The organism is Synechocystis sp. LKSZ1 (assembly GCF_040436315.1).
Taxonomy (GTDB): Bacteria; Cyanobacteriota; Cyanobacteriia; order Cyanobacteriales; family Microcystaceae; genus Synechocystis.
Window position 1 is genome coordinate 2,327,871 of sequence record NZ_AP031572.1, and the last position, 17,953, is coordinate 2,345,823.

Annotated in this window: 12 protein-coding genes and 1 pseudogene; 10 read left to right on the plus strand and 3 right to left on the minus strand. The window is 54.2% G+C overall.

Features of this window, described 5'->3' with window-relative positions:
- Window positions 1-2: 2 nt before the first annotated feature.
- Window positions 3-3,098, plus strand: coding sequence for a DEAD/DEAH box helicase (locus tag ABXS88_RS10695; protein WP_353672036.1), 3,096 nt, complete (start codon window positions 3-5; stop codon window positions 3,096-3,098).
- A gap of 17 nt (window positions 3,099-3,115) precedes the next feature.
- Here ABXS88_RS10695 and ABXS88_RS10700 read toward each other — a convergent pair whose 3' ends face one another.
- Together ABXS88_RS10700 and ylqF are read right to left on the minus strand one after the other, a co-directional pair.
- A complete protein-coding gene (locus ABXS88_RS10700; RefSeq protein ID WP_353672037.1) occupies window positions 3,116-3,406 on the minus strand; it encodes a hypothetical protein in 291 nt (96 codons plus the stop codon).
- A 126-nt stretch (window positions 3,407-3,532) separates the two neighbouring features.
- Window positions 3,533-4,381: a ribosome biogenesis GTPase YlqF gene (gene ylqF / locus ABXS88_RS10705; protein ID WP_353672038.1), complete on the minus strand. Its 849-nt coding sequence runs from the start codon at window positions 4,379-4,381 to the stop codon at window positions 3,533-3,535.
- A gap of 126 nt (window positions 4,382-4,507) precedes the next feature.
- Between ylqF and ABXS88_RS10710 the strand changes: the two genes are divergently transcribed.
- Together ABXS88_RS10710 and ABXS88_RS10715 are read left to right on the plus strand one after the other, a co-directional pair.
- Window positions 4,508-5,134 carry a pentapeptide repeat-containing protein gene (locus ABXS88_RS10710; protein WP_353672039.1) on the plus strand — a complete coding sequence of 209 codons (627 nt, stop codon included), beginning with the start codon at window positions 4,508-4,510 and terminating at the stop codon, window positions 5,132-5,134.
- 55 nt (window positions 5,135-5,189) lie between these two features.
- Window positions 5,190-5,771, plus strand: a complete 582-nt coding sequence (locus tag ABXS88_RS10715) for a Uma2 family endonuclease (protein WP_353674806.1) — start codon at window positions 5,190-5,192, stop codon at window positions 5,769-5,771.
- Between the two features lies 1 nt (window position 5,772).
- On the opposite strand, the gene fbp is transcribed toward ABXS88_RS10715, so the two are convergent.
- Complete coding sequence (fbp, locus tag ABXS88_RS10720; RefSeq protein ID WP_353672040.1) at window positions 5,773-6,831, minus strand: class 1 fructose-bisphosphatase; 1,059 nt, start codon at window positions 6,829-6,831, stop codon at window positions 5,773-5,775.
- A gap of 322 nt (window positions 6,832-7,153) precedes the next feature.
- Here fbp and ABXS88_RS10725 point away from each other — a divergent pair, with 322 nt between their 5' ends.
- From ABXS88_RS10725 to ABXS88_RS10755, 7 genes and pseudogenes are all read left to right on the plus strand, one after another.
- On the plus strand, window positions 7,154-8,371 hold the full coding sequence (locus ABXS88_RS10725) for a response regulator (RefSeq protein ID WP_353672041.1): 1,218 nt from the start codon (window positions 7,154-7,156) through the stop codon (window positions 8,369-8,371).
- A gap of 86 nt (window positions 8,372-8,457) precedes the next feature.
- The gene (locus ABXS88_RS10730; RefSeq protein ID WP_353672042.1) at window positions 8,458-8,823 is read left to right on the plus strand and encodes a response regulator; all 366 of its coding nucleotides are present in this window, start codon (window positions 8,458-8,460) and stop codon (window positions 8,821-8,823) included.
- A 33-nt stretch (window positions 8,824-8,856) separates the two neighbouring features.
- On the plus strand, window positions 8,857-9,426 hold the full coding sequence (locus ABXS88_RS10735; RefSeq protein ID WP_353672043.1) for a chemotaxis protein CheW: 570 nt from the start codon (window positions 8,857-8,859) through the stop codon (window positions 9,424-9,426).
- A gap of 311 nt (window positions 9,427-9,737) precedes the next feature.
- Window positions 9,738-12,308, plus strand: a pseudogene (locus ABXS88_RS10740) (methyl-accepting chemotaxis protein); the annotation flags it as partial.
- Between the two features lie 36 nt (window positions 12,309-12,344).
- Window positions 12,345-12,983 carry a methyl-accepting chemotaxis protein gene (locus ABXS88_RS10745; RefSeq protein WP_353672044.1) on the plus strand — a complete coding sequence of 213 codons (639 nt, stop codon included), beginning with the start codon at window positions 12,345-12,347 and terminating at the stop codon, window positions 12,981-12,983.
- Window positions 12,980-17,233: an Hpt domain-containing protein gene (locus tag ABXS88_RS10750; protein WP_353672045.1), complete on the plus strand. Its 4,254-nt coding sequence runs from the start codon at window positions 12,980-12,982 to the stop codon at window positions 17,231-17,233. Before ABXS88_RS10745 ends, ABXS88_RS10750 begins: the two co-directional genes overlap by 4 nt.
- A gap of 529 nt (window positions 17,234-17,762) precedes the next feature.
- Entirely contained in the window at window positions 17,763-17,936 is a 174-nt protein-coding gene (locus ABXS88_RS10755) for a hypothetical protein (RefSeq protein ID WP_353672046.1), read from the plus strand.
- Window positions 17,937-17,953: the final 17 nt, after the last annotated feature.

Consider the following 17,953-nt stretch of genomic DNA (forward strand, 5'->3'; position numbering starts at 1 on the left):
CAATGGCAACCTTACACGGTAGCTGGCGGATGACTCCCATGGGGAGATCTTTTTTTCTGTGGGGAGAAACCTGGCGAGATGAGGTGATTCCCCCTGAGCCTGAAGCAAAGCTTCCTTTTCATCCTTTTTGCCTCAACAGCACTGAACTCCAGGTCTGGCTAGAGCAGGAACTGTCTTTAAAGATGACCAGGGCCCAACCCCAAACGGAGACCCTGACGCTTCCCAGTCGCGTCCAGAAAAAACAATCCTTACCGCTCTTGGCGAGTCAAATCGGAGAGGGCCTTAAGCCCCAGGGTCTGACCTTGACTCCCTGGCAGATCTCTGGCCTGGCCTTAGCTCCCTCCGAAACGTTGGCACTTTTGCAGGCGATTCCCCTAGGAGAAACAGAAGCCCCCTTCTGGGGCCAGGAGCTCTTTTTCTTTGCCCATCTCTACCGCTGGAGTTTAGACCTTTTGGCCCGGGGCAAGATGGTGCCTGGCGTGCAAGCAGATAGGCTAGGAGCCCAGGCCGTTTGGTATCCCGTTTTAGACAGTACCCTCGACCAAGCTCGTTTAGCTCTTCTCTGCCAGGCCTTGCCGCCCTGTTGTTTAGCCGATAGCCATTCTAAGCAAGAAGTCGGCCCCCATGCCCTAATTCTCGACTGTCTCCAGGGCCTGCTCCAGGCCATCATCGGTGAAAGCGGCCTCACCCCCATGGCCAACCGAGAGCCTTGGTTACAGCCTTGGCTCCAGGGGTTAGTCTCTCGAACGCCCCAACCATTACCAGAAAGCACGGCCCAAAAACTACTCACCCCCCTCCAGCACTGGCAACTCCCCATCCAGACCTATCTAGGGCATCGCCACAATCGGGCTCTGGAACAACGTCAATTTCGAGTGGCCCTCCGTTTGGCCCCACCGCCATCCGGGTCAGAAAACTGGCGGCTAGAGTATCTGCTTCAGGCCCTGGATGAGGCAACCTTTCAAGTCGAAGCGGCCAGTATTTGGCAACTCGAGGCCGAAGCCATGGTTTATCACGGCCGGACAATCCATCACCCCTCGGAAACGCTCTTGCAGGGTCTAGGCCTCGCGTCTCGTTACTATCCCCCCATTGCCCAGAGTTTAGAAACTGGCTATCCGACGGGCTGTGACCTTGACCCTATCCAGGCCTACGAGTTTATTCAGGCCATTGCTTGGCAGTTGCAAGACCGAGGGCTGGGGGTAATTCTACCGGCGGGCCTCCAGGGCGGCCAATCCAGTCAACGTCTGGGGGTCAGTATTCAGAGCCAAGTCCAGCCCAAAAAAGGTGAACGTCTCAGCTTTCAAAGTTTGGTGAGCTATCGGTTACAACTGATGCTGGGGAAGCAGGTGATTTCCGAGCGGGATTTCCAGAACTTACTAGACCAGCGTTCTCCCTTAGTGGAAATTGGCGGCCAATGGCTAATTCTGCAACCGGTGGAAGTCCGGGCAGCCCAGGCAATTCTACAACAACGCCAAGGGCCGCTCGATTTAACCGTTGAAGAGGCCCTGCGTCTAGCCGTGGGAGAGCGCCAAACCCTGGCCAAACTTCCCGTGGTTAAGTTTGAGGCCACGGGTATTCTCCAAGACCTAATCCAGACCTTGAGCAATCCCCAAGGGGTCAAACCCATGGCCGCACCACCCGGTTTTAAAGGAGAGCTGAGACCCTACCAGGCCAGGGGGGTAGGCTGGTTAGCCTTCTTGGAACGCTGGGGCCTGGGGGCCTGTCTGGCTGATGATATGGGATTAGGGAAAACACCTCAACTCTTGGCGTTTCTGCTCCATCTCCAGGCCGAAGCCAGTTTAGAGCAACCGGTTCTAGTCGTCTGTCCAACCTCTGTGCTCAGCAATTGGTGGCATGAAGTCCAAAAATTTGCCCCTGGTCTGAAAGTCACCCTCCATCACGGCGACCGCCGTAAAAAGGGCCAACCCCTGCTCAAGGCCTATCAATCGCAACATCTGATCTTGACCAGTTACTCCCTCCTACACCGCGATTTAAGCAGTCTCAAGCTTGTCCAGTGGCGGGGTATTGTTCTAGATGAGGCCCAAAATATTAAAAATGCTGAAGCTAAGCAGTCTCAGTCCGTCCGTCAACTCACCGCCGGTTTTCGCATTGCTCTGACGGGAACCCCGGTGGAAAACCGTCTGCGGGAACTGTGGTCAATTCTAGATTTTCTGAACCCTGGCTTTTTGGGCAGTCAGGCCTACTTCCAAAAACGCTTTGCTACCCCCATCGAAAAATACGGCGACCGTCAATCCCTCTACGCCCTCCGGAGTCTGGTGCGGCCCTTTATCCTGCGTCGCCTCAAAACCGACCAGAGCATCATTCAAGACCTGCCCGCTAAACAGGAAATGACGGTTTTTTGTGCCCTCTCCCGTCGTCAGGCAGAACTGTACCAGCAATTGGTCGATCAGGCCCTAGAAAATATTGAAACCAGCACCGGCATTCAACGCCATGGCCAGATCCTGACCCTGATCCTGAAACTGAAGCAACTCTGCAACCATCCAGCCCAGTTTCTCAAGGAACCCCAGTTGAGTCAACCAGAGGCCTCCGGCAAATTACTCCGCCTAGAAGAGATGCTGGAAGAAGTGGTGAGCGAAGGGGAACGGGCCCTAATCTTTACCCAATTTGCGGAATGGGGCCATCTCTTGCAACCCTATTTAACCCACAAATTTAAACGGGATGTCCTCTACCTCCATGGCGGCACCCCCCGCCTCAAACGTCAGGCCCTGATCGAGCGTTTCCAGAACGACCCCGATGGCCCTCAACTCTTTATCCTTTCCCTCAAGGCCGGCGGCACAGGCCTCAACTTAACCCGTGCTAACCATGTCTTTCACGTTGACCGTTGGTGGAATCCCGCCGTGGAAAACCAGGCCACGGACCGGGCCTTTCGCATTGGCCAGACCCGTAATGTCCAAGTCCACAAGTTTGTTTGCACCGGCACCCTGGAGGAAAAAATCCACCAAATTCTGGAAAGCAAACAACAGCTAGCGGAACAAACGGTTGACGCCGGGGAAAACTGGTTAACCCAACTCGACACCGATCAATTGCGCCAACTACTGCTTCTAGACCGGGGCAGTATTATCGATGAAGAAAGCACCTAGCCTTAGATAGCGCGTACCTAGACTGTCTTCCGTAGGCCTTTGGCCAGGCCGGCCCCCTCTAAATCCACCGGCACAAATTCGAGGTGATTAAACAAGGTGGTTACGAATGCAAACAATAAAAACGGTAACGATAAAACCAGCACTAGCCCAACGGTAGCCAGGGCGTAGATCTGCCGAGTACTACTCCACAGGGCCAGGGCTGTAGCCAAGGAAAGAAAAATAACAATTAACCAGACAATGATTTGTCCATAAATATCACCGAAGGTCAAAGTACAAACCATGCGGTATTTGGGAGAGTCTTGATCCATTGTTAAAATCCTCTAAAAACGTGGAGAAGCAATCAGCGTAGTTAAAAATCGTCATTGCCCCAGAATTTTAGACGATAAACTCTGGCCCGGCTTACTTTTTAAAGCAGACTTAACAATAATCAGAAATCACCCCTCCCCGTTGGCCGGTGGTAACTCTAGGGGTAAGGGCCCCATTAGGCCCTTGCGAAAATCATTCAGCAGTTGCCGGGCCGCCCGTTCCTGGTCTTGCTGGTAGCGTTGCTCAGCCAGGCTGGCCAGATAATCCTCGGCGCTTTGGCCCGCCAGTTCCCACTGATAGCGTTGGGCCAAAATAGCGTCTAACCCTAATTGGCCTAGGAGATGAATCAGGGCAATGGCCGTGCGTTGGTTGTCGTAGGCCGCTTCCCCGATGTCTTCACAAATAGCTAACTTAACCGCATCCGCCTGATTGTCGAGTTTGAGGGGGATTACCCCTGGAGAATCCAGCAATTCAATGGTGTCCGAGATGCGAATCCAGCGCAGTTGTCGCGTGACCCCTGCCCGGCGGGCACTTTCCACCACCTTGCGCCCCAGGAGGCGATTAATCAGGGCCGATTTTCCCACGTTGGGAAAGCCCATGACGACGGCGCGGACGGCGCGGGGTTGCATACCCCGTTGTTGCCGTCGTTCATTGACGCTCTGGCCCGCTTTTTGGGCCGCTTTACTAATGGCCTTAATGCCAGTTCCCAGTTTGGCATTGGCACTAAAAACCTCTACCCCCTGGCCCCTAAACCAGGCCAACCAGGCCTGACAGGTCTCTTCAGGGATCATGTCCATGCGATTCAGAATTAAAAGACGGGGCTTACTGCCGATCCACTGGGGCACCTGGGGATGGTGGGAAGCTAAGGGAATTCTTGCATCCAACACCTCCAGCACCACATCGACGCGCTTGAGTTGCTCCTTCAGTTCCCGCTCTGCCTTGGCGATGTGACCGGGATACCATTGAATAAGTGCCATAAATTTACTCTTATGCCTGAAGCGTTGCTCCCGTCCCAGGGCCCGTTAACTCTATAATTGTAATGCCGAAGCTGGATTCCCCAGGCATCAGCGGTATTTTGCTCTCCGACGAGACCCCTTTGTTTGATGAATAGCTTGCAGGTGATGGCCGGTGCCCAGGAGTCTTTAGTCTTTACCAACGGTTCCTTAATTCAATTGGCCCTGCCCTACGTCAATCTCCACGGGGCCAACTTGATGGGAAGGGATTTGCGCCAGGCCAATCTCTTCGGGGCTAACTTGCAGGAGGCCAATCTGATTGCGGCTAGTCTCCGTCAGGCCAACCTCCGCCAAAGCACGTTGAACCGGGCCCGTCTCCAGCGCTGTAACCTCAGCGAGGCGGATCTAACGGCGGCCCATGGCAATGAGGCCGATTTTCAGCGGGCCACCTTTACGGAAACCGAGGCCCAGGGCATCTATCTCTACCGGTCTAATTTGAGCCAGGCTACCCTTGTCCAGGGCCATTTTCAACAGGCCTATGCCCCCGAGGCTAGTTTTGTGGCCATTGAAGGGGCCGGCCTAGATCTGCGGTGGGCCACCTTGATTCAGGCCCGTTTCAACTATGCCCGCTTACCGGGGGCCAATCTGCGGGGGGCCAACTTGAGCCGAGCCGATTTTACGGGAGCCGACCTGCGGGGCGCTGACCTGCGGGGGGCCCATCTCCAGGGAGTCATTTTTCACCAGACCTGTCTCGATGGCGTTAATTTTGACGATTAGCGGCCGATGGCCCTGCTAGGCTGGCAGTATGGTTTCTCTCTTTCCCCGTCAGGTCATGGAAACGACAATTTTAAAACTGGAACCGGCTATTCACCTCAGTGAGGGCCAATTTGTCGCCCTTTGTCAGCAAAATCCTGACCTGAAGTTTGAGCGAAATCCCCAAGGAGAGCTATTGATTATGCCCCCAACCGGCGGAGAAACTGGCCGTCGCAATGCCCTCTTGATTGCGCGTTTGGTGCTGTGGAATGAAACCTATGATCTGGGGGTTGTCTTTGATTCCTCGACCTGTTTTCGGCTACCGGGGGGAGGCGACCGCTCTCCCGATCTATCCTGGGTAACGAAGGCGCGTTGGCAGGCCCTGACCCCAGACCAGCAACGTCAATTTCCGCCTCTCTGTCCTGACTTCGTTTTGGAATTATTGTCGCCTACGGATACCCTCACCACGACCCAGGCAAAAATGCAAGAATATCTGGCCGCGGGGGCCCAATTGGGGTGGTTGATTAATTCCCTGGCCCAGCAGGTTGAAATCTATCGCCCAAGACGATCGCCCGAAATCTTGACCCGACCGGTTAGCCTAGGGGGAGAAACGGTTTTACCGAATTTTGAGATTAACCTGCAATGGCTATGGCCCGCTTGATTTACACTTTTTCTGTTTTTGTCTCGGCCCGGCGACGATGCTCTTGAATAAAGGATTCCACCAGGGCCACATCTTCAGGACTACCAATGACCAGGGGTGTCCGCTGATGTAGTTTACTGGGAACCAGATCCAGCAGAGGCGTCTGGCCATCACTGGCTTTTCCACCGGCCTGTTCTAACAAAAAGGCCAAGGGGGCCGTTTCGTAGAGGAGACGTAATTTGCCCTCAGGATTTTTTACCGTGCCAGGGTACAAAAACACGCCGCCCTGCATCAAGATACGGTGGATGTCTCCGACTAGGGCACCGCTGTAACGAGAGGTATAGCCTTCGTGGCGATGAACATAGCGGGTATAGTCCCGCAGGGCCTCGTCCCATTGCCAAAAATTGCCTTCATTGGTGCTGTAGATAGGGCCATGGGCCGGGATTTGAATATTTTCCTGGGCCAGAATAAATTCCCCGAGACTGGGATCAAGGATAAAAGCATGTACCCCAGAGCCAATGGAATAGACCAACAGGGTGGAAGGGCCGTAGAGGATATAGCCCGCCGCAATCTGTTGCCGCCCATTCTGTTGGAGTAGGTCACTAGCCGTACCGTCGAGGTCGTCTCCCTGTTGCTGACGAATGGCAAAGATCGAGCCGACGTTTAAATTAATGTCCACATTGGAGGAACCATCAATGGGGTCGTAGAGGAGGGTATAGCGGCCGATGGGGCAATTCTCGGGGATGTAGTAGGGGTTTTCCATTTCCTCCGAGGCTAGGCGACAGACCAGGCCACTCTGTTTAAAAACGGAAATAAATACCTCATTGGCGTAAACATCCATTTTTTTGACGGATTCCCCCTGGACATTGATCTCTCCCGTAAAGCCGAGGACATCCGCCATCAGGCCGGCCCGACTGAGGCGACGGGCAATCAACTTCCCCGCCAGGGCAATGCGATTCATGATGGCGCTCAAGTCTTGGGCATCCGCACTGAAGCTATGAAGTTGTTGCAGGACGTGGCGAGACAGGGTAGTACAGTCCCGGTCTAGGGTATGTTCAGGGATGGAAAAGGAGGTAGCCATGGAAAAGGAGATCTCTCGAGAATTGCAAGCCCATGCTAACGAATCTTCTCGGGCCCAAACCACCACGAGCGGCCGGGAGCTAGACATAGATCATTTAGCCTGGGTAATCACGATAGACACGATATAATTTAGATCCAGTAACCAAGGGAAATACTGATATCAAAACTTGAGAAGTTAGCCTTGGGCGGCTTCCGAGTTAATTTTTGTTACGTCGTACTGAGGAAATACCCTTGAATGCTGGCATTTTATCGGTTTTTCTGGGCAAGCTATTAGATAGCCTTTGGTGTGCGAAGCCATTGACCTACAATCCTTTTTGTAAACGATGACTGCTCAATTTCCGCCGTCTCCCTCCATTCCCATTCAAGAATTTTCTGCCTCACGGCAGGTCAGTTTTTTTGATGGCCTAAAGCAACCCCGTTTTAGTGGGCAACTGATCCTCACCAGTCCGACGGGAGAGCAGTGGTTTTTCTATTTCTATCTCGGGCGCATCATGTTTGCGACGGGGGGAAATCACGCTGTTCGGCGTTGGCGTCGGCAAATTACCCTCTATTTGCCGCAGATTGCCGCCAATCTGTCATCGGTACAACTGGATCTCGCCAGCATTGACCCCCAAGAACTCCAACTCTGCTGGGAATACCAACTCCTCTGCCATTGGGTAGAACAGCAAAAGGTGACCCGAGAGCAGGCCGCCCGCTACATCCGGGCCACAGTGGTCGAGGTCTTGTTTGACATTACCCAAACCAATGAAGTTTCCTGTGACCTGCGCCAGGATCATCTCCTCTCCACCCGTTTGGTGCTGATTGATGCCGACCAAATCATCGCCGAGGCCCAGCAACTCTGGCAGAATTGGCGGGGGGCCAAGATTGCTGACCGTTCCCCCAATGCGGCCCCCGTCATCCGTCAAGCAGAGGAATTGCAGCAGCGCACCTCTCCCCAGGTCTTTCAAACCCTGAAACAATTGCTGGATGGGAATCAGAGCTTACGGGATCTTTCGGTGCGGATGAAGCGGGATGTCCTGAGTGTGACCACCTCCCTCTTGCCCTATCTGCAACTGGGCCTGGTAGAACTGGTGAAAATTCCTGACCTACCGCCTCCCATTGCCCCGACGCCTCTGGGCGTAGTGGCCCAACCCGATGTCCCCACAGGGCCGCTGATCGCCTGTGTGGATGATAGCCCGCTGATGTGTCAGACCCTAGAAAAAATTCTGACGGCGGCCAACTATCAATTTATCGGTATTAATGATCCTCTGCGAGCGTTGGCGGTGTTGTTGGCCCGTAAACCGGCCCTGATTTTTCTCGATCTGGTCATGCCCAATGCCAATGGTTACGAAATCTGCGGTCAATTGCGGAAACTTTCCATCTTCCGCCAGACCCCCATTGTGATTTTGACGGGCAATGATGGCATTGTGGATCGTGTCCGTGCCAAGATGGTCGGCTCCACCGATTTTTTGAGCAAACCCGTGAATCCCGACACCGTCCTGCAGACAATTCAAAAGTATGTGCAGGAAACCGCAGATCATTCAGAAAGCGGATCTCCCTAGGCTCCTGTCCATTTTTTTTCTATGCTGGAAGGGAATGAGTTGATTACTCAACTGTCAATCGTTTGAAGTTTTTATTGAGGTAAACCATGGGCACGGCACTGGTCATCGACGATTCCTCTACGGAGCGCTCGATCATCACAGAAATTTGTAAAAGCCTAGGCATTAACGTTACGACAGCCGTCAGTGGTGAAGAGGCCTTGGAAAAATTGGCCCAAAGCATCCCCGATGTGATTGTCTTAGACATTGTTCTGCCGGGACGCAGTGGCTTTGAAATTTGTCGGGAATTAAAAGACCGGGAACAGACTAAACAGATTCCCATTATTCTCTGTTCCACCAAGGCTACCGATATGGATAAATTTTGGGGCAAGCGCCAGGGGGCGGATGCCTACATTACCAAGCCCATTGATCAAGCGGAATTTACGGCAACGTTAAAGCAATTCCTGACGGTGTAGTTTTCTATTTTTCTTTGTTGCGTCGTTATTGCCATGGCCTCCGATTTTTCCACTGCTTCCCGTACCCTTGCCCCGACCCAGGGCCAACTCCAACAATTTCTGCATTTTTCCCTAGAGCCCCATACCCAGGCCATGCTCCCTATTGCTCAACTGAGTGAGGTGCTCAATGTCCCCCTGGGCCAGATTGTCCCCATTCCCCACCTGCCCCCTTGGGTGCTGGGGGTTTATAACTGGCGCGGAGAGATTCTCTGGATGGTGGACTTGGGACAACTGCTGGGGCTGACCCCCTGGCATCGTCAATCTGTAGCTCGTTCTCACTATGCGGTCATTGTCCTTAACGGGAGCGGTGACTACGACCCCAAGCGGCCCCTGCGTCGTCAGAATCGCCAAGACCGCAACCAGATGCTCGGCTTAGTCGTCGGTGAAGTCAGGGATATTGAATGGTGTAATCCTGACCAAATTCAATCGGCCCCAACGGCCAGTATTAGTGCGGCCCTGGTGCCCTATCTGCGGGGTTTTTGGGTGAGTGAACCGGGGGAAATGTTTGTGGTGCTCAATGGCCAGGCGGTCATTTCCCGTCTTAACCAGGCATCCATTACTTAAGCATTAAATTTTACTCATTTTTTTATTATTTATCTTCATCCCTAGGCCTATTTTCAACGACTATGACTCAGACTTCCTCTCAATTCTCCCCCTCCGATGTCCCCGATGATGAGCCATTGTTTGCAGGAGACACTCTCCTGGGTAATCTGGATCCCGCTCTTCCTTCCCTAGAGGAAGCGGCCGTAACGGAAGATCCCTTGACCTTGGTGGATACTGACCCGCCTGAACCCGAAGCTATAACCGCCACCAATAATGCTGGAGACGGCCCAGCGACGCCGACTCCCGCCTGGGAGTCACCTAACCTCCCCCAGATTGAACTGCCCAGTCCCCCCACTTTGCCAGCGTTACCCCAGCTCACGCTACCCAGCCCGGCCCGGCCGCCCTTGCCGCAACCATCCCCTAGCAGTCCTCCCCCCGCATCTCCTCCCAATTGGGGCCAACGTTTCTCCTTTACCCAAAAAGCTGTCCTTGTGGCCCTGCTCATGGGCCTGGGGCCAGCGGCAATCATCGGTGGTATTAATAATCAGGCCACTCAACAACTACCCAACTCACCAGCCCCTCAACAAATTGAAGCAATTAAGCAATCAAATCAATCGACCCTCTGGCTGGGTCTACTCCTCACTGCCGGTCTAGTGGGTGGTCTAGCCTACGTTTTGGCCCATCAGAGCAGTCAAGCCTACCAGGCCCTTGTCAAAAGAGTGACCGCCCTGGGGGCCACTAACCTGGACACGCCCCTCAACCTCACCAGTCAGGATGAAATAGCCGTTGTTGATGCCACCGTGACGGCCCTGACCGAACAAATTCAGGTTCTGCGCCAGGGCCAATTGGAATCCCTCCGGCAGGCCCAAGTACTGAAGGATATTACCCTCAAGGTGTCAGCGGCCTTAAATACCACGGCGGTTTTTGAAGTAGCAGTGCAGGAAATTCGCCAGGCCATGAAGGCTGACCGGGTAATTGTCTACCGTTTTGATGACACCTGGGCTGGTACCGTCATTGCCGAATCCGTCGAGCCGGGGTATCCCGTGGCCTTGGGGGCCCAGATTGCCGATCCCTGTTTTGCCCAGAATTACGTCGATAAGTATAGCCAGGGCCGCATTCAAGCCACCCCCAACATTTTTGAAGCCGGTCTGACCCCCTGTCACCTGGGCCAACTGAAACCCTTTGAGGTCAAGGCAAACCTAGTCGCGCCGATTATTACCGAGGGCAAACTTCTTGGCCTGTTGATCGCCCACCAATGTGCTGGCCCCCGCCACTGGACGCCCGGGGAAATTGAGTTATTTGGCCAACTCACCATTCAAGTGGGCCTGGCCCTGGATCGAGCCGATCTTCTGCAACAACAACAGGAAGCCAACCGACAAGCGGAACTACTGAAGGATTTGACCCTGAAGATCTCGGCGGCCCTTAGTACCGAAGATGTGATGCAGGTGAGTGTCGCGGAGATCCGACAGGCCCTGAAAGCGGATCGGGTGATTGTCTATCGTTTTGATGAACGTTGGGCCGGCACCGTCGTTGCGGAATCCGTCGAGCCGGGCTATCCCGTGGCCCTGGGGGCCGAAATTATGGATCCCTGCTTTGCCCAAAATTACGTTGATAAGTACCGTCAGGGCCGGATTCAGGCTACTCCCGATATTACTAAGGCCGGTTTGACCCCCTGCCATCTGGGCCAACTCAAACCCTTTGAGGTCAAAGCTAACCTAGTAGCGCCGATTATCTTTAAGGGGTCATTGATGGGATTATTAATTGCCCACCAATGCGCTGGCCCTCGGGATTGGAGCCAGAATGACATTTATCTGTTTGGCCAGTTGACAGTGCAAATGGGCCTGGCCCTAGAGCGGGCGGATCTATTGGTACAGCAACGCTTAGCCGAGATTGAGCAACGTCAAGTGCGGGAACAACTGCAAAAACGGGCCCTGGAACTGTTGATGGAAGTCGATCCGGTCAGTCGCGGCGACCTCACCATCCGAGCCCACGTCACGGAGGATGAAATTGGTACCATTGCCGACTCCTACAATGCCACCATCGAAAACCTGCGACGCATTGTGACCCAGGTGCAAAAAGCCGCTACCCAGTTTGCCTCCACCACCGACACCAACGAAGCGGCGGTGCGCCAACTCTCTGGGGAGGCCCTGCGTCAGGCCCAGAACGTGGCCGTGGCCCTGGAAAGTTTACAGGCCATGACCCGCTCGATTCAGGAAGTCGCTGAAAATGCGGCCATGGCCGAAGCGGCAGTCCAACAGGCCACCCGCACTGTAGACCAGGGGGAAGATGCCATGAACCGTACCGTAGACGGGATTGTGGCCATCCGGGAAACCGTAGCGGCAACGGCCAAAAAAGTGAAGCGGCTGGGGGAATCGACTCAGAAAATTTCTAAGGTGGTGAATCTGATTAGCAGTTTTGCCGACCAAACCAACCTGTTGGCCTTAAATGCAGCCATTGAGGCGGCCCACGCTGGGGAAGAGGGCCGGGGCTTTGCGGTGGTTGCCGATGAAGTCCGTTCCCTGGCTCGTCAATCAGCGGAAGCAACGGCGGAAATTTCCGAGTTGGTGGCCAGCATTCAGGCCGAAACCAATGAAGTGGTGATTGCCATGGAGGCCGGTACCGAGCAGGTGGTGGTAGGAACCAAGCTGGTGGATGAAACCCGTAAGAGCCTCAACCAGATTACCGCCGCCAGTGCCCAGATTAGTGAGCTGGTGGAAGCCATTACCTCAGCGGCCATTGAGCAGTCCCAGACCAGTCAGTCTGTGACCCAGACCATGGCCCAGGTGGCCAAACTCGCCGACCAGACCTCCTCGGAGGCAGCCAATGTTTCCAATACCTTTAAAGATCTTCTGGCAGTGGCCCAATCCCTCCAGGATAGTGTGCGTCAATTTAAGGTGGAATAACCCGCCCGTTGTTTACCCCTACCGATTGCTAACCCCATGGTCTCTTCTAGCCTCACGTCTCCTGAACTGTCTCTCCTGACCCAGCAGGCCCTCCAGCAAACCTGTCAAAATCTGACGGAGCAAGTTGTTCGCTTGCAAAAACAAGAACAAAGCCTGCAACAGGCCATCACCCAGGGCACAAACCAGGGCCTGGAACATACGGCGGGGATGCAGACCCTGCGGGAAACCCTCGCCAACACCAGCGGCCAGATTCAACGGTTGGACCAATCCACCCAGGCCGTGGCCCAGGCCATTAACCTGATCCGACAATTCGCGGCCCAGACCCATCTCTTGGCCCTCAAGGCCTCCATCGAGGCGGCCCGGGCCGGAGAAGAGGGCCGGGGCTTTGCTGTGATTGCTGAGGAAGTAAGGGGCTTGGCTGCTCAATCCGCCGAGGCCACAGCGGCCATTGAAACCCTGGTGGTAGCCATTCAATCGGAGGCCAGGGAGGTCAGCGATACCCTCCAACGGGGCAAACAACAATTGGAACGGGAAAACCAGACCGTGGATACCATCCAAGACCACTGGCACCAGGCTGCCCAGTCCCAGCAGGCCTTGACCCTTGCCATCCAGTCCATTGCCCAAACGAGCTATCAACAACAGCAACTGCTGGCCCAACGACCGCAAGCCCTATGATTAACGCTGACATTCGTGACCACGCCTACCAATTCTTCATCGAAGAGGCCCCGGAACTGCTCCAGGTGATTGAACAGGAGTTATTAACTCTGCGCCAGGAACGCACACCAGCTAAAATCCATGCCCTGATGCGGGCGGCCCATTCCCTCAAGGGGGGAGCGGCCAGTGTGGGTTTGCCAGCCATTAAAACTCTGGCCCATCGTCTGGAGGATATTTTCAAGGCCCTCTACAGCGAAGCGGTGGTCATTGATGAGGATATGGAAAGCCTCCTGCTCCAGGCCTTTGATGGTCTGAAAAATCCCCTAATGGCAGAAATTGAACAGGGCCAGTTTGACAGTGACCAGGCCCTGGCCACGGGACTACCCGTGATCGAAGCCATTGAATTTCTACTGGGGGATCACCTGGCCGCTGGGGAACAGTTTTTACCCAGTTCGGCAGATCTCGGAGTGGATATTGTTTCCTCCCTGTTTGAAGTGGATATTCAACAGGGCCTGAACCAGATTCAAGGGGCCTTGGAAACGGAGGACGCTGAGGTAGTGCGGGAAACCCTAAGCGCCCAAACCGAGGTCTTTGCGGGTCTAGCGGAACTCCTAAACCTACCGGGGTTCCAGGAAATTACTACTCTGGTACAAACGGCGCTCGTTAATCAACCAGAGGCCATTTTGGCCCTGGCCCCCGTGGCCCTCCGAGATTGGCGGCAGAGTTGCCAACAAGTATTAGAACAAGGGGATCGTCAGCAGGGAGGCTATCCTTCAGCGGAACTCCAGGCCCTTGCGGGTGCATCTGGTTCCTTCACAACAGCCTCCGAAATCCCAGTGGAAACGCTAGAAACCCTTTGGGGCAATGCCGGAGATCTGACCCCAGCAGCGGCCATGGATAACCTTTGGGGTAATGCAGACTTGGGAGCTGAAACCTTCTCCCTGCCAGAACTGGAGCCAGCAGAATTAGCTTGGCCCGAACTTCCTCCCCTCACCGGAGAGCTGAGCCAAGAAGCAGAAACAGTCACGTCCGAAATGGTCAATACCGACGAGCCAGCCTATCAATTTTTTATTGAAGAGGCCCCGGAACTGCTCCAGATGATTGAAGAGGGCCTATTGACTCTCCGCCAAGACCGCAGTGCGGTCAAGGTTCATAGCATTATGCGGGCGGCCCATTCCCTCAAGGGGGGAGCGGCCAGCGTGGGTCTGACGGCCATTAAGACCATTGCCCATCGTCTAGAGGATATTTTTAAGGCCCTGCACAGCGAGACTCTCAGCTTTGATGAAACCCTAGAATCCTTGCTCCTAGCCGGCTACGACTGTCTGAAAAATCCCCTCGAAGCCCAAATCCATACCGGGTATTACGATCCCCAACAGGCCCTGGCCGCCGTCCAGCCGGTGCTAGAGGCCCTGGAATTTCAGTTAGGCGATGCCCTCCAGGCCGGAGAGCAGTTTCTGCCCAGTTCTGCGGATCTGGGGGTGGATATTGTTGCCAACCTGTTCGACTTGGATATTCGCCAGGGCCTGCAACAACTGCGGGAGGCCTTGGACAGTGATGATACCGAAATCGTCCGAGACAGCCTCATCGCACAAACAGAAGTCTTTTTAGGCCTGGCGGAAATTTTGAATCTCCCCGGTTTTAAGGCCATTGGGGAAGCGGTACAAAAGGCCTTAGAAAATAGTCCTGACCAGGCCCTGGCCATTGCCCAACAGGCCGTTGTGGATTGGACGAATAGTTGCGACCAAGTGCTCCAGCAGGGGGATCGACAACAGGGCGGCAGTCCTTCAACCTTCTTGCTAAGCTTTGGCGAAAAAGCGGTGGTTGAGGTCAAAGAGGCCCTCCAAGCCAGCCCGGCCTCACGCCTATCTATCAGTGATTTATTCTTTGGGGATGATGAAGAGGAAGCAGAGATTCCCTCAACGGCAGAAACTGAGGCCCCCAGTCGGGAAGAAGAAATACAAGCCCCTCTCGGCCTGGTAATGGAGCCGGAGATTCTAGCCGAAACAGAGGTACCCGTCGAAGCGACGCTAGCTGAAACCATCCTCGAGGGCCTACCCCTGGCCCCTTCCCTCGAAGACGTTTTTGGCGGACTGGTGGCCGAAGAAACTCTGTTGGATGCCGGGATTTTTGCCGACTACGATGCCACCCCCAGCGTTGACGACACGGAAATTGACCAAATGGTACAGTCCGTGGCTCAGGTATTTGAACAATTGCCGGCCCTGCCGGAAACACCACCCCTGACGGCCCCAGAACTGTCAACGGCCATTAGTCCGGCCCCAACACCAACCCCCCAACGGGCCGAAACGCCACCAACACCGACAGCGGCGCCCCTCTCCATTCGGGTTGATTTCCAGCGCCTGGAACGCATGAATAACTGGGTGGGGGAACTGGCTATTAACCGCAATAGCCTTTCCCTACAAAATCAACAACTACAAGGCTCAGTTCGTTCTCTGTTAACACGCTTTAGCCGTTTCCAGGGCCTGACAGTCAAACTACGGGAACTCGCCGACCAATTGGTGACAGCCCCCGGCGGCGATAAGCTATTCCGGCCCCAGGGATCCACTGCCTGGGTAAGCAATGCCTTCGATACGTTGGAAATGGATTCCTACAGTGCCCTCTCGGGACAATTGCAGGAAATTTTAGAGGAAATGATGCAGTTGGAAGAGGCTGTTGATGACATTGTGCTCTTCGCCCGAGCCTCTAACCAAAGCCTCGATGCCCAAAAGCAAATGCTTTTCTCCCTACGGGATGAACTGATGTGGGCCCGCATGTTGCCTCTGGGAGAAGTCCTCAACCGTTTTCCGAGAGTTCTGCGGGATCTTTCAACCCAGTACCATAAGCCGGTTCAACTCAAGCTCTATGGAACCTCTGTTTTGGTTGATCGCCTGGCCATTGAAAAACTCTACGACCCCCTCCTGCACCTACTGCGTAATGCCTTTGACCATGGCATTGAATCCCCCGAAGTACGCCGGGCCCAGGGCAAACCGGAAAGCGGCACCATTGAGATCCAGGCCTATCACCAGGGCAACCAGACCATTATTGAAATTCGGGATGATGGCGGGGGCCTGAATGCAGAGAAAATTGCCCAGCGGGGCATTGAGAAAGGCCTGATCACGGAAGCCCAGGCCAAAACGATGACGCCAGAGCAGATCTATAACTTGATCTTCGAGCCGGACTTTTCCACCGCCAGCCAAGTCAGTGAACTATCGGGGCGGGGCGTCGGCCTAGATGTGGTGCGTCAACAGATTGCCGCTCTTAAAGGAACTATTGTTCTTTCCTCTCGCCCCGGCCGGGGTACGACTTTTTCCCTGCGCCTACCCCTCACCCTGACCATTGCCAAGCTTCTGGTCTGCACCATTAGCCAAGACGACCAACGGACAGCGACAGCCATTGCCATTCCCTCCGATAGCGTAGCTGAATTGCTAGTTCCCCTCCCCAATCAACTGAAACTCTCGGGCAATCAACGGTTTCTCTTCTGGCAGGGCCAAATGATTCCCATCTATCCCCTAGCCTCCCTGATTCCCTACAACTGTCCCCTAGGAGACCGCCAATTGAGCAAGGTCTTGAGTGCTGTTCCTCAACCGGAAGACTGGAACTTACCGCTGATTCTGCTCCGCCAAGGAGACCACTACTACGCCCTCGAAGTCACTCGCCTGATCACCGAGCAAGAGTTGGTGATTAAACCCTTTGCCCCCATTCTGCGGGCTCCCGATTACTTATATGGCTGTACGATTCTGGGGGATGGTACTCTAATTCCGGTGATCAACGGCGGCCTCCTGTTGGAATGGTATTGGCAACGGGGCGAGGACAGCATGGGTCAATTCCTCACCGAAGGGCCGGTTCTGGCCGAAGAAACTCTAGCGGAAGTCGCAACCGGCTTGGCCCAAACCCAAACCATTTTGGTGGTGGATGATTCCGCCGCGATGCGCCGGACCCTGGCCTTTAGCCTCGAAAAATCGGGCTATCGGGTCCTCCAGGCCAAGGATGGCCGCGAGGCCCTGGATATTCTGGCCCAGACCCCCGGTATTCAACTGGTGATCTGTGACATAGAAATGCCTAATCTCAACGGCTTTGAGTTTCTGGGGCAACGTCGTCGTAATCCCGCTATGGCGAGTATTCCCGTGGCCATGTTGACTTCGCGGGGCAGTGATAAACATCGCCAACTAGCCACCCACCTCGGGGCCAATGCCTACTTCACCAAGCCCTACATCGAACAGCAATTCCTGACGGCCATCAAAGAACTGCTGGCCACCCCGGCCCTGTCTGTCTAAGTAAATCTACAACTTTTCTCAATCAAAATACAATTAATCATTGAATATTTGCTATTGACTAACGACTCACTAATACTAAATCGCTGAAGCGCGACGGCACAATTAAACCTCACCCGTCCTCCCCTTGCTAAGGGGAGGTGCTGGAGGCGGAGGGGTCAAGACCTGAAGACAGGGTTGACATTAAACCCTTTAGTCACAAGCGTCAGGGATTAAAGGCAAACTTTGCTAGAACACCTAACAGGGCCAGAAACATGCCTGAAATGAGAACCCATAGGCGGTTGTCTTGTTTGTCAGTCTGTTTTTTAAGGTCCGATAGGCTGGTATTGATGGCGTCTAGCGTTTCGGCCATGAGTGCTTGAGTGCTCTTACGCTCCGATGGATCTGAGAACAATCACAGGTAAGGTGTGAGTGGGATCACCACAATTTGCTCAAATCATTGAGTAGAATTAAAAAGTTCAGCATAATTACGGAAGAATAATTACGGAGAGACTCTTTCCCTTCCTCGTCCTCATCTTACGTTTATTGATAAATGTCAATTAATTTTTACAATCCATTAATCTTTGGCCATCTTCTCGATCCTTGGAAATGGTCAAGTGGTGATGGCACTCCCCTCCTCAAATCACTGACCTACCCAAAATCAACGGGTCGGCCCATGACCGCAGTATCCCGGAAATCCCACTCCGGCTTGGCCCAACTGATTTAAAAGTATTCTCCCGCTTC

What these genes read in the sequence shown, in the direction of transcription:
- ABXS88_RS10695 (WP_353672036.1), top strand. Translation starts at nt 3, where the DNA reads ATGGCAACCTTACACGGTAGCTGGCGGATGACTCCCATGGGGAGATCT.
- ABXS88_RS10700 (WP_353672037.1), bottom strand. Translation starts at nt 3,406, where the DNA reads ATGGATCAAGACTCTCCCAAATACCGCATGGTTTGTACTTTGACCTTC.
- ylqF (WP_353672038.1), bottom strand. Translation starts at nt 4,381, where the DNA reads ATGGCACTTATTCAATGGTATCCCGGTCACATCGCCAAGGCAGAGCGG.
- ABXS88_RS10710 (WP_353672039.1), top strand. Translation starts at nt 4,508, where the DNA reads ATGAATAGCTTGCAGGTGATGGCCGGTGCCCAGGAGTCTTTAGTCTTT.
- ABXS88_RS10715 (WP_353674806.1), top strand. Translation starts at nt 5,190, where the DNA reads ATGGAAACGACAATTTTAAAACTGGAACCGGCTATTCACCTCAGTGAG.
- fbp (WP_353672040.1), bottom strand. Translation starts at nt 6,831, where the DNA reads ATGGCTACCTCCTTTTCCATCCCTGAACATACCCTAGACCGGGACTGT.
- ABXS88_RS10725 (WP_353672041.1), top strand. Translation starts at nt 7,154, where the DNA reads ATGACTGCTCAATTTCCGCCGTCTCCCTCCATTCCCATTCAAGAATTT.
- ABXS88_RS10730 (WP_353672042.1), top strand. Translation starts at nt 8,458, where the DNA reads ATGGGCACGGCACTGGTCATCGACGATTCCTCTACGGAGCGCTCGATC.
- ABXS88_RS10735 (WP_353672043.1), top strand. Translation starts at nt 8,857, where the DNA reads ATGGCCTCCGATTTTTCCACTGCTTCCCGTACCCTTGCCCCGACCCAG.
- ABXS88_RS10745 (WP_353672044.1), top strand. Translation starts at nt 12,345, where the DNA reads ATGGTCTCTTCTAGCCTCACGTCTCCTGAACTGTCTCTCCTGACCCAG.
- ABXS88_RS10750 (WP_353672045.1), top strand. Translation starts at nt 12,980, where the DNA reads ATGATTAACGCTGACATTCGTGACCACGCCTACCAATTCTTCATCGAA.
- ABXS88_RS10755 (WP_353672046.1), top strand. Translation starts at nt 17,763, where the DNA reads ATGTCAATTAATTTTTACAATCCATTAATCTTTGGCCATCTTCTCGAT.